At 71.2% G+C, this 15,041-nt stretch carries 12 protein-coding genes; 8 read left to right on the top strand and 4 right to left on the bottom strand.

Annotated elements, in window-relative coordinates; translation table 11 throughout:
• Positions 1-47 precede the first annotated feature (47 nt).
• Entirely contained in the window at positions 48-1,469 is a 1,422-nt protein-coding gene (locus ABWV20_RS08935) for a tyrosine phenol-lyase (RefSeq protein WP_353354680.1), read from the top strand.
• A gap of 79 nt (positions 1,470-1,548) precedes the next feature.
• Here ABWV20_RS08935 and ABWV20_RS08930 read toward each other — a convergent pair whose 3' ends face one another.
• Complete coding sequence (locus tag ABWV20_RS08930; protein WP_353354679.1) at positions 1,549-2,934, bottom strand: tryptophanase; 1,386 nt, start codon at positions 2,932-2,934, stop codon at positions 1,549-1,551.
• Positions 2,935-3,114: 180 nt separating this feature from the next.
• Between ABWV20_RS08930 and ABWV20_RS08925 the strand changes: the two genes are divergently transcribed.
• The 4 genes from ABWV20_RS08925 (at position 3,115) to ABWV20_RS08910 (ending at position 10,252) form a co-directional block, all read left to right on the top strand.
• Positions 3,115-3,351, top strand: a complete 237-nt coding sequence (locus ABWV20_RS08925) for a DUF2249 domain-containing protein (protein WP_353354677.1) — start codon at positions 3,115-3,117, stop codon at positions 3,349-3,351.
• A 146-nt stretch (positions 3,352-3,497) separates the two neighbouring features.
• Complete coding sequence (locus ABWV20_RS08920; protein WP_353354849.1) at positions 3,498-3,950, top strand: Lrp/AsnC family transcriptional regulator; 453 nt, start codon at positions 3,498-3,500, stop codon at positions 3,948-3,950.
• A 44-nt stretch (positions 3,951-3,994) separates the two neighbouring features.
• On the top strand, positions 3,995-4,498 hold the full coding sequence (locus tag ABWV20_RS08915) for a hypothetical protein (RefSeq protein WP_353354676.1): 504 nt from the start codon (positions 3,995-3,997) through the stop codon (positions 4,496-4,498).
• A gap of 132 nt (positions 4,499-4,630) precedes the next feature.
• Positions 4,631-10,252: an ATP-binding protein gene (locus ABWV20_RS08910; RefSeq protein WP_353354675.1), complete on the top strand. Its 5,622-nt coding sequence runs from the start codon at positions 4,631-4,633 to the stop codon at positions 10,250-10,252.
• Between the two features lie 118 nt (positions 10,253-10,370).
• On the opposite strand, the gene ABWV20_RS08905 is transcribed toward ABWV20_RS08910, so the two are convergent.
• The 3 genes from ABWV20_RS08905 to ABWV20_RS08895 form a co-directional block, all read right to left on the bottom strand.
• Entirely contained in the window at positions 10,371-11,156 is a 786-nt protein-coding gene (locus tag ABWV20_RS08905; protein WP_353354674.1) for a hypothetical protein, read from the bottom strand.
• A gap of 1 nt (position 11,157) precedes the next feature.
• On the bottom strand, positions 11,158-11,730 hold the full coding sequence (locus tag ABWV20_RS08900) for an RNA polymerase sigma factor (protein WP_353354672.1): 573 nt from the start codon (positions 11,728-11,730) through the stop codon (positions 11,158-11,160).
• Positions 11,731-11,812: 82 nt separating this feature from the next.
• A complete protein-coding gene (locus tag ABWV20_RS08895) occupies positions 11,813-12,052 on the bottom strand; it encodes a hypothetical protein (RefSeq protein ID WP_353354671.1) in 240 nt (79 codons plus the stop codon).
• 101 nt (positions 12,053-12,153) lie between these two features.
• Here ABWV20_RS08895 and ABWV20_RS08890 point away from each other — a divergent pair, with 101 nt between their 5' ends.
• The 3 genes from ABWV20_RS08890 (at position 12,154) to ABWV20_RS08880 (ending at position 15,041) form a co-directional block, all read left to right on the top strand.
• A complete protein-coding gene (locus tag ABWV20_RS08890) occupies positions 12,154-12,513 on the top strand; it encodes a UBP-type zinc finger domain-containing protein (protein ID WP_353354670.1) in 360 nt (119 codons plus the stop codon).
• Between the two features lie 22 nt (positions 12,514-12,535).
• The gene (locus ABWV20_RS08885) at positions 12,536-14,086 is read left to right on the top strand and encodes a hypothetical protein (RefSeq protein WP_353354668.1); all 1,551 of its coding nucleotides are present in this window, start codon (positions 12,536-12,538) and stop codon (positions 14,084-14,086) included.
• A 163-nt stretch (positions 14,087-14,249) separates the two neighbouring features.
• Positions 14,250-15,041 carry a DUF4328 domain-containing protein gene (locus ABWV20_RS08880; protein WP_353354666.1) on the top strand — a complete coding sequence of 264 codons (792 nt, stop codon included), beginning with the start codon at positions 14,250-14,252 and terminating at the stop codon, positions 15,039-15,041.

Below are 15,041 nucleotides of genomic sequence, written 5' to 3'. Positions count from 1 at the left end.
CAGACGACCCGGCTCCGAGCCGGTCCCCCACAGAGAGGGCGCCACCCATGCCAGCCATTGCCGAGCCTTACCGGATCAAGATGGTCGAGCCGATCACCATGACGACCCGCGAGCAGCGCGAGGACGCGATCCGGGCAGCGGGATACAACACCTTCCTGCTGCGCAGCGACGACGTCTACATCGACCTGCTCACCGACTCGGGCACCTCAGCGATGAGCGACCGCCAGTGGAGCGCGATGATGCTGGGTGACGAGGCCTATGCCGGTGCCCGGTCGTTCGACCACCTCGTCGAGTCGGTGCGCGAGAACTACGGGTTCCCCTACGTCTGCCCGACGCACCAGGGCCGCGGGGCCGAGCACCTCATCTCCAAGATCCTCATCACACCGGGGCAGCACGTCCCCGGCAACATGTACTTCACGACGACGCGGGTCCACCAGGAGCTGGCCGGCGGCACCTTCCACGACGTCATCATCGACGAGGCCCACGACCCGAGCTCCCGGCACCCGTTCAAGGGCAACGTCGACCTCGACAAGCTCCAGACCCTCATCGACGAGGTCGGCGCCGACCAGATCGCCTACATCAACGTCGCCGTGACCGTGAACATGGCCGGCGGCCAGCCGGTCTCGATGGCCAACATCCGCGCCGTCCGCGAGATCTGTGACCGCCACGGGATCATCATGTGGTCCGATGCGACCCGCCTCGCCGAGAACGCCTGGTTCATCAAGGAGCGCGAGGACGGCTACGGCGACCGCCGGGTGGCCGACATCGCCAAGGAGATGCTCTCCCACTTCGACGGCATCACGATGTCCGGCAAGAAGGACTGCCTCGTCAACATCGGCGGCTTCCTCGCGATGCGGGACGAGCGCATCCTCACCAAGTCACGCGAGCTCGTCGTCGTCTACGAGGGCATGCCGACCTACGGCGGCCTGGCCGGTCGTGACCTCGACGCCATGGCCGTCGGGCTCAGGGAGGCGCTCGACGACGACTACCTCACCCACCGCATCGGCCAGGTCCGCTACCTCGGGGAGCGGCTCCAGGAGGCCGGCGTGCCGATCGTCGAGCCGATCGGGGGGCACGCCGTCTTCATCGACGCAGCCGCCTTCCTCGACCACCTCTCGCAGGACGACCTCCCCGCCCAGGCGCTCGCTGCCGAGATCTTCCTCGACTCCGGGGTCCGCAGCATGGAGCGCGGCATCGTCTCCGCCGGTCGGGACGCCGACGGCAACCACCGGCACCCCAAGCTCGAGCTCGTCCGGCTCACGATCCCGCGGCGCGTCTACACGAACTCCCACATGGACGTCGTCGCCGAGTCGGTCATCCGGGTCTTCCGACGGCGCCGGGAGATCCGCGGCCTGACGTTCGTCTACGAGCCGCCGACGCTCCGCTTCTTCACCTCACGCTTCGAACCGCTCGCGGCCGTGGCCGCCCTGGAGGAAGGGAGGTCCGAGCCGGCGCTCGCAGGCGCCTGACAACCAGTTGACCGAGGGGCCCGGGCGTCGCCACACCACACCGGGCCCCTTCGGCTTGCCGTCCGCCGGGTCGAGCCGCTCAGGTGAGCGGCTCGAAGGTCGCCGTGAAGTGGCGCAGCGCCGGCGGTTCCGAGCTGATCCGGTAGCCGGGCAGCGAGTCGGCGACCGCCCCGAGTCGCTCGCACACCTCGATGACGTAGTCGATGTGGCTCTGCGTGTAGGTGCGGCGGGGGATCGCGAGCCGCACGAGGTCCATCGACGCCGGGCGCTCGGACCCGTCCGGCTGGCGGCCGAACATCACCGTCCCGATCTCGCACGACCTGATCCCACCGAGCTCGTAGAGCGCCACGGCGACCGCCTGGCCCGGGTACTCCAGCGGCGAGAGGTGAGGGGCGAGCGCCCTGGCGTCGATGTAGACGGCGTGGCCGCCGATCGGGGTCAGGACCGGCACGCCGAGCCTGACGAGCGCGTCCCCGAGGTAGGCGGTCGAGCGGATCCGGTAGCGCAGGTAGTCGTGCTGCACCACCTCACGCAGACCCTGGGCCAGCGCCTCGAGATCGCGCCCGGCCAGGCCACCGTAGGTCGGGAACCCCTCCGTGAGGATGAGCGTGTTGCGGCACGCCTGGGCCAGCTCGTCGTCGTTCATGGCGAGCCAGCCGCCGATGTTGCCCATGGGGTCCTTCTTGGCGCTCATCGTCATGCCGTCGGCGAGGCCGGCGACCTCGCGGACGATGTCGGCCACCTCGCGATCGCCCTGGCCCTCCTCGCGCTCCCGGATGAACCACGCGTTCTCGGCGAACCGGCACGCGTCGAGGAAGAGCGGCTTGCCGAAGCGGTCGCACACCTCGCGGACGGCGTGGAGGTTGGCGAGGGAGACCGGCTGGCCGCCCCCGCTGTTGTTGGTGATCGTCACCATGACGCAGGGCACGTCGTCGGCGTGCTCGGCGAGGAGCGACTCGAGGGCGGCCACGTCCATGTTGCCCTTGAACGGGTGGTCGCTCGCCGCGTCGCGCCCCTCGGGGATCACGAGGTCGACGGCTCGCGCCCCGGTCGCCTCGACGTTGGCGCGCGTCGTGTCGAAGTGGGTGTTGTTGGGGACGACCTTGCCGGGTCCGCCGAGGGCGGAGAAGAGGATCTTCTCGGCCGCGCGTCCCTGGTGGACGGGGATGACGTGCTCGAACGGGAACAGCTCGCGGACCGCATCGACGAAGACGTAGTACGAGGGTGAGCCGGCGTAGGACTCGTCGCCGTGCTGGATCGCGGCCCACTGGTCACGGCTCATCGCGCCCGTGCCGGAGTCGGTGAGCAGGTCGATGAGGACGTGCTCGGCACGCAGCTGGAAGAGGTTGTGGCCGGCCGCCTGGAGATGGCCGCGGCGCTCGGCCCGGGTCGTCATGGTCAACGGCTCGACGGAGTGGATCCGGAAGGGCTCGAAGATGGTGCGGAAGGGGGAGTCGTCGTGCATGCGCACATCGTGTCCGTATGCCGCTGGGCTCGGAAGGCGCGATGGGCCCGGTCTGGGCGTGGTCGCCTTGTCTTCATGGCCTGATCCGGCCCTTCGGGTCACGATCGCAACGTCGGCCGGCGGTGGGGTACGCTACCGATGTTTGTTACGGCACATTCCGTGTTTATTCAAGGAGCCCGCATGACCACCGACGCCCAGCTCGACGTCCGCTCCGAGCCGCCTGCCCGCCGGCACACCCTCATCCTCGACTCGTACCACGCGCTGACGCCGGGCACCGGTTTCGAGCTCGTCAACGACCACGACCCGAAGCCGCTCTACGACCAGTTCGACGCCGAGTACAAGGACCAGTTCACCTGGGACTACCTCGAGGAGGGTCCCGAGGTCTGGCGCGTGCGCATCGGACGTCCCGCAGCCTGATCCACGGCTGCCCGCGGTCGACGACCTGGCCGACCCGGCCGACCCGGCGGCCGACCCGGCCGACCCGGCCGACCCGGCAAACCCGGCCGACCCGGCGAACCCGGCGAACCCGACAACCCGTCGGGTGTCGGCCGGACTCGGTCATGATGGGTCCCGTGGACCGCGTCGACTGGCACATCCTCTCCGAGCTCCAGGCGGATGCCCGGCTGTCCTTCAACGAGCTCTCCCGTCGGGTCAAGCTGTCAGCGCCCGCGGTCGCGGACCGCGTGCGGCGTCTGGAGGACGCCGGCGTCATCGCCGGGTACCACGCGCAGGTCGCCCTCGAGCGGGTGGGGCGCCCGGTGCGGGCCGTCGTCGTCATGGACTGCTATGGGCCGACGTGCCTGCTCCGTGATCCCGACGTCGCCTCGTGGCCCGAGGTGCAACAGCTCTACCGGGTGACGGGCCAAGGCTGCTCGGTCCTCGTCGTCGCGACGACGTCGATGGACACCTTCGAGGAGCTCATCGACCGCCTGGCCCGTTACGGAAGGCCGAGCAGCAGCATGATCCTCGCCGACCAGCTCCCCTGGAGTCCGGTCCTGCCGGTCAGCTCCGCCTGACACCTCAGCCTGACATCGATCGACCCGAGTGGCACGCTGTGCGCATGCCACCGAGCAGGAGCGGCCGAGGGTTCGGCGAGTACGCGCCGTTGCGCGAGGGCCGTTCCCCCCGGCGTCCCTGGCTGCGCACCGCGCAGCTCAACCTCGCTGGCTGGTCCGCCCTCCTCGGCCTGTGCGCTGCTGCCGGCATCGCGGGCGTTCTCCTCGTCCGGGCGATCGACCTGCCCGGCTGGTGGGGCTCGTCCCTCGCCCTCCTCCCGGTCGTGATCGTCCTCGTCGCCGACCGCCGGCGGTGGGCCGCGATGGAGACGAGCTTCGTCTGGAGCGCGTCCGTCGCTGACGTGGCCCGGATCGCCGATGAGCTCCGGAGCCGGGGAGTCGACACGGAGGTACGCCCGGACCCTCGGTACGACCAACCGTGGTGGGACCGGATCGACTCACCGGTCGACGCAGAGCCGACGGCATCGCTCGTCTACCGGAACCGCCATGCCGCGACGGTCCGGACCGTCCTGCGCGCGCACGGAGTCGACGTCCCGCAGGGGTGGTGAGCGGCAGGATCTCTCTTCCCGACCCGCGATGGTCAGGGAGTGCACTCGCCCGTAACCTGCTGCGAGTGCAAGGCTGCGCTGTGACGTGTGTCGCGTCACTGCCCGACCGGGTGACCGAAGGAGAACCGCTCCATGATCTCGCGCATCGCGATCGTCAACCGTGGTGAGGCCGCCATGCGGCTCATCCACGCCGTCCGCGACCTCAACGCCGAGTCCGGCCCCGGTGGCCACCGCATCGAGACGATCGCGCTGCACACGGAAGGTGAGCGGCGGGCGATGTTCGTCCGCGAGAGCGACCACGCCTACGACCTCGGCCCGGCCGCGAACCGCCCCTACATCGACCACGCCGTGCTCGAGCGTGCGCTCGTCGAGTCGGGGGCCGATGCAGCCTGGGTCGGCTGGGGCTTCGTCGCGGAGGACCCCGCCTTCGCCGAGCTGTGCGAGCGGATCGGGGTCGTCTTCATCGGTCCCAGCGCCGACGCGATGCGCAAGCTCGGCGACAAGATCGGCTCCAAGCTCATCGCCGAGGAGGTGGGCGTCCCGGTGGCGCCCTGGTCACGCGGCGGCGTCGACACGCTCGAGGAGGCGAAGGAGGCGGCGGCCCGCATCGGCTACCCGCTGATGCTCAAGGCGACCGCCGGTGGTGGTGGCCGGGGGATCCGCAAGGTCGAGTCGGACGCCGACCTGACCGAGGCGTACGAGCGCACCCGCGACGAGGCTGCCCGGGCGTTCGGCTCGGGTGTCGTCTTCCTCGAGAAGCTCGTCACCGGGGCCCGCCACATCGAGGTCCAGGTCATCGCGGACGGCCAGGGCGCGGCCTGGGCCGTCGGCGTCCGGGACTGCACGGTGCAGCGGCGCAACCAGAAGGTCATCGAGGAGTCGGCGTCACCCGTCCTGTCGGCCGACGAGGCCGGCGAGGTGCGGGCCGCAGCGGAACGCCTCGCGGTCGCGGTGGGCTACGCGGGCGCCGGCACGGTCGAGTTCCTCTACCACCCGGGCGAGAAGTTCTTCGCCTTCCTCGAGGTCAACACCCGCCTGCAGGTCGAGCACCCGATCACCGAGGTGACGACCGACACCGACCTCGTCAAGCTCCAGATCCATGTCGCCGACGGAGGGCGGCTGGAGGGTGAGCGGCCGGTCGAGCGGGGCCACGCCATCGAGGCGCGCCTCAACGCGGAGGACCCCGACCGGGACTTCGCGCCGTCCCCGGGGCGGATCGCGCTGCTCGACTTCCCTTCCGGTCCCGGGATCCGGGTGGACACCGGTGTCGGTGAGGGTGACTCGATCCCGGCGGACTTCGACTCGATGATCGCGAAGATCATCGCCTACGGCCGCAACCGCGACGAGGCGCTGGCGCGACTGCGCCGCGCGATGGCCGAGACGACGGTCGTCATCGAGGGCGGGGCCACGAACAAGAGCTTCATCCTCGACCTGCTCGAGCAGCCCGAGGTCACCGGACGTCCGGTTGTCCCCGGGGGCGGAGCCCCCGGGTGGGCCGACACCGTGTGGGCCGACACCGGGTGGATCGACCGCGTGCGCGGCGAGGGGCGCCTCGTCTCCCAGCGCCATTCCGGGATCGCCCTGGTCGCGGCCGGCATCGAGGCCTACGAGGAGGCCGAGGCCATCGAGCGGGCCCGCCTCTTCGAGACCGCTCGGGGCGGCCGCCCGCAGGTGCACCACCAGGTCGGCCGCGGCGTGGACCTCAAGCTGCGCGGCACCGTCCACAAGGTCAACGTGCTGCGGATCGCCCCGCATCGCTACCGGGTCGCGATCGGCACCGGCGCCGTCGGAGACGACGGACAGGTGGTCGAGGCCCAGCTCGACCGGATCGACGACTACCAGAGCCGCATCGTCATCGGTGGACGCAACCACCGCCTCATCACGGCCCTGCACGGCCCGGTCCTCCTCGTCGAGGTCGACGGGGTGACCCACCGGGTGTCCCGGGACGAGGGTGGGGTGCTGCGGTCCCCCGCCCCCGCGCTCGTCGTCGCGACGCCAGTCGAGGTCGGCGCCGAGGTGGCGGCCGGCGCTCCGGTCCTCGTCCTCGAGTCGATGAAGATGGAGACGGTGCTGGCAGCACCCTTCGCCGCCCGGGTCAAGGAGATCCTCGTCGGCGTGGGTGGACAGGTCGAGACCGGCGCCGCCCTCGTCCGGCTCGAGCCGACCGGGGACGAGGAGGAGGCGGGCGCCGCAGAGGCTCCGGGCGCCGCGGTCGACCTCGAGCTGCCCGACTGCACGGTGGACGACGAGACGCTCAGCGACCGGATCGCGCGCGGGGTGTCCGAGCTCTCCGCGGGAGTCCTCGGCTTCGACAACGACGACAACGGCACCCACCGCAGCCTCAGCGCCTACGTGTCGGCGCGGGACGAGGCCGCGGCAGCCGGGCAGCGCCCGATCGCCGACGAGATCTTCCTCCTCGAGCTCGTCGCCGACTTCGCCGAGCTGAGCCGCAACCGGCCGGCGGAGGAGGAGCGGCACACCGAGCTGCTGGTGCACACCCCCAAGGAGCACTTCCACACCTACCTGCAGAGCCTGGACGCCGACCGCGCCGGTCTGCCAGCGGCCTTCCGCGACAAGCTCGCCCGGGTGCTGAGGCACTACGGCGTGACCGAGCTCGACCGGACGCCGGACCTGGAGGAGGCCGTCTTCCGGGTGTTCCTCGCCCAGCAGCGGACGTCTCCCGAGGTCGCCCTGGCCACGTCATTGCTCCAACGCTGGCTCGGCGAGCCGGCCCCGACACCGCCCCACGACGCCGCCGCCCGAGAGATGCTCGACCGGCTGGTTCTCGCGACCCAGCTGCGCTTTCCCGTCGTCGGCGACCTCGCCCGAAGCGTCCGCTTCCGCTGGTTCGAGCAGCCACTCGTGGACGCCGAGCGGCAGAGCGTGCTCGCGGGAGTGCGGGACCGGCTCGATGCCCTGGTTGCCGAGGCCGAGCTGGTCGGAGACCACGGCGAGGCGGGCCCCGAGGACATCAGCAGGGAGTACACCGCGGGCATCGACGAGCTCGCGTCGATCCCCGAGCAGATCGTGCGCTTCCTCGCCGAGCGACTCGACCGGGCCGACGACGACATCCCGCACCACGAGCCGATGATCGAGGTGCTCGTCAAGCGGCACTACCACGAGCACGAGCTGCACGGCCCGCACCGGTTCCACGCGCTCGGCCGGCCCTTCGCCGTCGCCGACTACACCTTGGACGACCGGCCCACCCACCTCACCTCGACCATCGGGGACGTCGCGGAGCTGACACCGGGCAGCGACCTGACGGTGTCGGTCGGCAACGACGTGTGGAGCCGCGCCGAGGGGCACGACGCCGTCGTCGACCTCTACCTGCGGTGGCGCGACCAGCCCGCCGACCCCGAGGAGCTGAGCGCCGCCCTGGCTGCGCGCCTCAAGGCTCTCGACTGGACCAACGACGTGCGCCGCGTGGCGGTGGCAGTGACGGGCTCCCCCGACCAGCCCGTCGGCTACTTCACCTTCCGCCCCCACGGCGAGGACCTCGTCGAGGACCGTCTCGTGCGCGGCGTGCACCCGATGGTCGGCCGGCGCCTCCAGCTCTGGCGGCTGCGCGACTTCGACGTCACCCGACTCGAGGCTCCCGAGGACGTCTTCGTCTATGAGTGCGTCGCACGCGACAACCCCGACGACCGTCGCCTCGTCGCCACCGCCCAGGTCCGCCAGCTCGTCGTCGTGAGAGACAACAACGGACGGGTCACGGGTGTGCCGCAGGCCGAGCGCGCCATCGCCAACTGTCTGGACGCCGTCCGCCGAGTGCGGGAGTCCCGAGGCTCGGCCGGGTCACGGCTCGACATGAACTACGTCTGGGTCACCATCTGGCCGGTCATCGAGGCCGACCTCGACCAGCTCACCGCGCTCCAGGCCAAGATCGCCCCGCTCACGGCCGGCGCAGGCATCGAGGAGGTGCTCGTCCAGGCCCGGGTCGTGCTCGACCCCGAGGAGGGACCGCTCACCATCGCCGGGCGCTTCTCCTACCAGCCGGGGTCCGGTGTCGTCGGCACCGTGGGCCAGCCACCCAGCGAGCCCCTCAAGCCGCTCGACGACTACGCCTCCAAGGTCGTCCGTGCCCGCCGCCGCGGTCTCGTCTACCCCTACGAGCTCCAGGGCATGATCGCCGGTGAGGGCGGGACGGTCGCAGAGCACGACCTCGACGACACCGGACGGCTCGTGGCGGTCGACCGCCCGCTGGGCCTCAACAAGGCCGGCATCATCGTCGCGGTCGTCACGTCACCGACGGGGCGCCACCCCGAAGGTGTGCAGCGGGTCGTGCTCAGCGGCGACCCCCTCCGTTCGCTCGGCTCGGTCGCCGAGGCCGAGTGCGCTCGCGTCATCGCCGCCCTCGACCTCGCCGAGGAGCGACGGATCCCCGTCGAGTGGTACTCCCTGTCTGCGGGAGCCCGGATCTCGATGGACTCCGGGACCGAGAACATGGACTGGGTCGCCCGAGCGCTCAAGCGGATCATCGAGTTCACCCAGGCCGGCGGCGAGATCAACATCGTCGTGGCCGGCATCAACGTCGGCGCCCAGCCCTACTGGAACGCCGAGGCGACGATGCTCATGCACACCAAGGGCATCCTCGTCATGACCCCGGACAGCGCGATGGTGCTCACGGGAAAGCAGTCCCTCGACTTCTCCGGCGGCGTCTCAGCCGAGGACAACTTCGGCATCGGCGGCTATGACCGGGTCATGGGCCCGAACGGTCAGGCACAGTACTGGGCCAAGGACCTCGCGGCGGCCCGGGAGATCCTCATGGCGCACTACGACCATGCCTATGTGGCTCCGGGCGAGCACGGTCCACGCCGCGTCGCGACGAGCGACCCCGCCGATCGGGACGTCACCACCTACCCGCACTCGATGCCCGACTCCGGCTTCACCACCGTCGGCGACATCTTCTCGGCCGACAAGAACCCCGACCGCAAGAAGCCCTTCGACATCCGCACGCTGATGCGCGCGCTCGCCGACCGGGACCACGCGACGCTCGAGCGGTGGGCGGGCATGGCTGATGCCGAGACCGCAGTCGTCCAGGATGCCCACCTCGGTGGGATCCCCGTGTGCCTCATCGGCATCGAGTCGAAGTCCGTCCCACGGCGCGGCTTCCCGCCCACCGACGGGCCCGACACCTACACCGCCGGGACGCTCTTCCCCCGGTCGTCGAAGAAGGTGGCCCGCGCGATCAACGCCGCCAGCGGTAACCGGCCCGTGGTCATCCTCGCCAACCTCTCCGGCTTCGACGGGTCGCCGGAGTCGATGCGCAACCTCCAGCTGGAGTACGGCGCGGAGATCGGGCGCGCCATCGTCAACTTCGAGGGGCCGATCGTCTTCACGGTCGTCTCCCGCTACCACGGTGGCGCCTTCGTCGTCTTCTCCAAGGCCCTCAACCCGCACATGACCGTCCTCGCGATCGAGGGGTCCTTCGCCTCCGTCATCGGCGGAGCACCGGCAGCCGCAGTCGTCTTCTCGCGGGACGTCGACGCACGGACCGCCGCCGACCCTCGGGTGACCGGGCTCGCGGCCCGGGTCGATGCCGCGGACGGGGTGGAGCGGGCCCGGCTCGCCACCGAGCTCGCGGAGCTGCGCGCCACGGTGCGTGCCGAGAAGCTCGGTGAGGTCGCGTCGGAGTTCGACAGCGTGCACAGCATCCATCGTGCGGTCGCCGTCGGCTCGGTGGACGAGGTCATCGAGGCCAGGGACCTGCGGCCGAGGATCATCACGGCCCTGGAGGCCGGCCGCTCCGACTGAGTGCTGGCCTCGAGGGCATCTCGAGGCCAGCCACAGAACGACCCAGCCGTATGCCGGTGAGTGGGCTCAGCGGCATACGGCTGGGTTTGGGGGCTGCGCGGTGCTAGCTACCGCGCCTTCACGACCGCCCGGTCGGGTGGGAGGGTGAGGCGGTCGGAACTGTGTCCGGCTGTGCCGGAGGTGTGGGGGTTGCAGCGGGTCGGCTCGTCGGGGCGCCAGTCGTTCTCGCGGAGGGGACCGAGTCGGGCTTGACCGTGGGGGCGGACTCGGGCTTGCCGGTCGCGTGGTCGCCGGACCTGCCGGGCGCATCGACCTTCGCGCAGAACGCCTCGACTTCGTCCTCGCCACCGGCGGCCGTGATGAGGTTCCGGAACGCAATGGCGTCCATCGCCTTGCCGTTGCCGGCGACGTGCTGCCACGCGGTGCAGAGACCGTGGGCGGCCGACCCGGTCGCGTCCGGACCGACGGGGGTGGACTTCTTGTCCTTCTTGTCCTTCGCGTCCTTGGCCCCCTCGCTCGCCTCCTCGGCGGCACCGGCCCGCTCGGGGCTGGCGGCGGCGGTGGCGCGGGTCTCGGGCGTGGCCGGCGTGCTGGCTGAGACGTAGGCCACGGTGGCCGCGCCACCGAGTCCCACAGCGATGCCAGCGATGGTCGCGCCGAGCTTCGCGCCGGCGAGCGTCGAGATCATGGAGGGTCTCCGTCGTTTCGGGGGCGGGGCTGCGACATGAGCTCGGAACGCCTCGAGAGGGCCGTCGAGACCGGAGAGCTCCCGCTCGCTGGGCCGGGCGGTCAGGAGGAAGGCCACCCGTGCCAGCTCTGGGTTGGCGGCGACGTCGTCGAGCAGGTCGTCGTCATGACGAGACCCGGCCGGGTGGGCGCCCTCAGTCGGCTTGTCGTTGCTCATGTCACCCCCGAAGCGCCCGAAGGTCGCTCTCCGTTACGTCCTGCTTGGCCAATTTCCTCGCGAGGCCCTCGAGTCCCCGATGACAGGCGACCCGAACCGACCCGGGGCTGCGTCCGAGCAGCTCCGCGACCTCGGCCACCGGCAAGCCCGCGACCACGCGGAGCAGCACCGCCTCCGCCTGCGCTGCCGGAAGGCTGCGGACGAGACGCAACATGTCCTCCGTCGTCTCGGCCTCGATGACCTCGTCGGCGGAGTCCGGCGCGATGTCGGACCCCCACGTGGTGGCGCGCCAGCCGAGGCCGGCCTCGCGGGCCCGCTTCCGGCCGGCGTCGACCGCTCGACGCCGAGCTGTCGTGAAGACCCAGGCGCGCCATGCCGTCTCGTCGCCCACGAAGCGGGTCAGGCCCCGCACGACGGTGGTCCACGTCTCGGCGGCCACCTCCTCGGCCATCTCGCCGCCGAGGCTGAGGTACCGCAGCAGCGCTGGGTTGAGGTCTCGCCAGAGGCGGGCGAAGGCGTACTCGTCACCTGCCTGCGCGTCAGCGAGGACCCTGTCGAAGTCTGCGCCGATCACGCCGGACAGTCTGGCGGGTGCGCGCCCGATGCGCTAGAGGAGGGCGGGACACAGCGGCCCGCTCGAGCCGCTGGACGGCCCCTCAGTGCGTCGCCCGCCACCAGCGCTGCGCGCCGACGAACGCGACGAGGACGCCCAGCCCTCCGATGACGAGCCCGACGAGGAGCCACAGCCCGAGCGCGTTCTCGCGGGCGACGGCTCCGGTGCTGCTCCCTCCGAGGAAGCCGGCCAGAGGGGCGATCACCGCGAGGATGGCGCCGAGGATCGTCATCCAGAATCCCGGTGCGACAGGTTCAGCTCCGTGCTGCGGCTCAGCGTTCATCGGCAACTCCGTTCAGCGAGGCACGTCGGTCGTTCACGTCGCCTCAGCCTAGCCAGCGCGCCCACGGCCCGCAGGTGCCACCCGGGCCGTAGGCTGCGCTCATGGTCGACGCGCCCGGATCAGCCCCCGAGATCGACCCCGCAGCACCGCCCAGCGGGACCGGCTGCGCGGAGTGCCTCGCCGCGGACGGCTGGTGGGTCCACCTGCGGCGCTGCGCCGCCTGCGGCCACATCGGCTGCTGCGACACCTCGCCCTCCCAGCACGCGACGGCGCACTTCCGGGCGACCGGCCACCCGGTCGTCCGCAGCTTCGAGCCCGGCGAGTCCTGGTTCTACGACTACCGGATCGAGGACGTCGTCACCGGTCCGGAGCTGGCCCCTCCCGCCAGCCATCCCGTGGAACAAGGGGTCCCGGCTCCGCGCGACCGCGTTCCGGACAACTGGCCCGACCTGACCCACTGACCGTGCTGACGGGACCGGGCAGGTGACCGAGCTCATGCGTCGCGCGCTCTCCCGACCCAAGTGGGTGCCGTGGGTCCTGCTGACGGTGGGTGCGTTCGGCTTGTTGCTGCCGTGGTTGCTCGCCCCGGTCCCGTCCGACGAGCGCTACCACTACCCCGCCGCACCCGGCCGCACGGGAGACAACGTCCTGGGAGTCCTCCCCTGGGCCGTCAACGACATGGAATGGCGCATGCGGGCCGGGCGCATCGCGCCCGTCGGCGTGGTCGTCCAGCACGTCATCTACCTGCTCGGCATGCAGTTCGCCTTCTCGACCGGCGTCCCACTCTTCGTCGTGCACGGGATGGTGAAGCTCGGTCTGGCCCTCGTCGTCGTCGGTGCCTTCGCACTGCTGCTCACCCAGCTGCGGCGGCGCACCGGGGACCCGATCGACCCAGCGACGCGTCGCAGCGCCCTCACGCTCTTCACGATCCTGCTCCTGCTCGGGGTGACCACGACCTCCCCCGGCCGCAACGGCTGGGTCAGCTTCGTCGTCCTGTGCATGGGCGGCATCGCCCTGATGTTCCTCGTCGGAGCGGTCTGCCTGTGGACCCTGCGGACCTGGGGCCGCTGGGGCAGTGTCGGGCGCGCCGCTGCCGCCGTTGCGCTGGCGGTTCTGGGCGTCGGCGTCATGCTCAGCTATGAGATGCACTGGGCTGCAGTGCCCTTCGCCTTGGTCATGCTCGCCTTCATCGGCTGCTCGCCGTGGCGACACCGGCTCGTCGTCGGACTCCCGTTGGGTGGCGGATGGCTGGCCGCAGTGCTGTGGACCCGTCAGCTCATCGGGGCAGCCGCGGAGAGCGTCTACGTCGGACTGCAGCCGGACCTCGGCGGACCCGTCCTCAAGGTGATCGGCCTCCAGCTGGTCAACGCCCTGCCGGGGACGGGCATCCCCTACAGCCTCCACAGCCTCGGCGCGGGCTTGCCGACGCCCCGACCGTTCGCCGGCACCGGGTGGCTGTGGGGTGCGCTCTTCGCCGTGGGCATCGTCCTGCTCCTCGCCAAGGCCAGGCTGAGCGGCACGAGCACGGCCGACGAGGACCGCCAGCCGCTCGTCGTGCTCGCCGGAGCACTGGGGGCGTCCGCGCTCTCCGCCGCCGTCATCCTGTCAGTCTCCGAGCAGGCCCACCAGATCGTGCGGTTCGTCGGTGCCACCTACCGAGGCACGCCGTGGATCTGGTCCTGCCTCGCCGGTGCGCTCGCCGTGGCCCTGCTCGTCGTCCCGCGCACCGACTGGACCAGAAGGGTCGTGTCGGTGACCGCCCTCGCGACCGCCGCGGTTCTCGTCGGCGTCCTCGGCTGGCCGACCACCGTGGCCGCCCTGAGCACCCAGCGCGCGACTGCTGACTACGTCATCTTCGAGCGGGCCCAAGCCGAGCTCATCACCGGGAGCGCCGATCCCGTCGCGGTGGAGAACCGCTGCCGGATCGCGGACCAGGCGAAGGCCTGGGCCGGCGAGAGCGCCTACCGCCGCAGCTACCTGCCGATCTACGAGCGGGCCTTCCGGCACCAGTGGGGTCGCCCCTGGTGCTCCTGATGGAGCCGGTCGCGCATCAGCTCCGTGGACCAACCGGGCTGCGCGACCGGATAGCCCGCCGATCGCCAACCCTCCCCTGACCGGGCCCGACAGGATTCAGCGAGCCGATCGCGTTGGTGTTCGGTAGGTTTCGGTCCGCCATCCGACAGGGGAGGACGTCACCGTGAACCCACACCACCCGCTCGACCCGCACTCTGTGGCGCCCCCCTCGGGGCCGCCGCTCGACTTCCCGCCACCCCCGGGGACGGGCACGGCTCCCGGGCACCGCGGCAGCCCCCTTCCGGCCTTCCCGATCGAGGCCGCGTGGCGGAGGCCTTGGAGCCCGACGGGGGACGTCCTCGGGCGTCTCACGGTCGGGCTGTTGGCAGCGGCCATCCTCCTGCAGCTCGTCAACGTCTGGCTCAACCTGCGCGGTCTGACGCTGCTCGCCCGGGGTGACGTCGACGGCCTGGTGGCGCTGTCGGAGCGGCTGGAGATGATGCCGGCACTGTCCGTCGCTGGTTACGTCGCAACGGGGATCGTCTTCCTCAGCTGGCTCCGGTTCGTGTGGGTCTCGGACCGGTCCCATCCGGATGCGCACCGGCTCAGCGATGGTCTCGCGGTCGGCGGGTGGGTCATCCCGCTGGCCAACCTGGTCTTGAGTGGCAAGGCCCTGACCCAGCTCTGGCACGGCGCCGATGCCGCCCGCGCCCGCGACCTCGGGACATCGCGCGATCTCGGGGGCACCCCGCCGGTGGTCATGCTCTGGTGGGTCGGCTGGCTGCTCATGGCCCTGGCGCAAGCGGTCGGCCGGGATGCCAGCCGTCAGCTCGACCGGGCCACTGGGGTGGACGAGATGCTCAGCGCGGCAGAGACGTCGATGACGATCGATGCCTGGGCCTCGGGAGTCACCTCGGCGACGGGCGCGCTGCTCATCGTCGTCGTGCTGAGAGTCATGGCCATGGTTAGGCGCTGA

This window comes from Intrasporangium sp. DVR, assembly GCF_040365325.1.
Lineage (GTDB): Bacteria > Actinomycetota > Actinomycetes > Actinomycetales > Dermatophilaceae > Intrasporangium.
The sequence above is the reverse complement of the archived record's forward strand: the minus strand, read 5'-3'. Positions and strand labels throughout refer to the sequence as shown.

Excerpts from the sequence above, each read along its gene's own strand:
- ABWV20_RS08925 (WP_353354677.1), top strand. The coding sequence starts at position 3,115 with ATGACCACCGACGCCCAGCTCGACGTCCGCTCCGAGCCGCCTGCCCGC.
- ABWV20_RS08910 (WP_353354675.1), top strand. The coding sequence starts at position 4,631 with ATGATCTCGCGCATCGCGATCGTCAACCGTGGTGAGGCCGCCATGCGG.
- ABWV20_RS08905 (WP_353354674.1), bottom strand. The coding sequence starts at position 11,156 with ATGAGCAACGACAAGCCGACTGAGGGCGCCCACCCGGCCGGGTCTCGT.
- ABWV20_RS08935 (WP_353354680.1), top strand. The coding sequence starts at position 48 with ATGCCAGCCATTGCCGAGCCTTACCGGATCAAGATGGTCGAGCCGATC.
- ABWV20_RS08915 (WP_353354676.1), top strand. The coding sequence starts at position 3,995 with ATGCCACCGAGCAGGAGCGGCCGAGGGTTCGGCGAGTACGCGCCGTTG.
- ABWV20_RS08920 (WP_353354849.1), top strand. The coding sequence starts at position 3,498 with ATGGGTCCCGTGGACCGCGTCGACTGGCACATCCTCTCCGAGCTCCAG.
- ABWV20_RS08890 (WP_353354670.1), top strand. The coding sequence starts at position 12,154 with ATGGTCGACGCGCCCGGATCAGCCCCCGAGATCGACCCCGCAGCACCG.
- ABWV20_RS08895 (WP_353354671.1), bottom strand. The coding sequence starts at position 12,052 with ATGAACGCTGAGCCGCAGCACGGAGCTGAACCTGTCGCACCGGGATTC.
- ABWV20_RS08930 (WP_353354679.1), bottom strand. The coding sequence starts at position 2,934 with ATGCACGACGACTCCCCCTTCCGCACCATCTTCGAGCCCTTCCGGATC.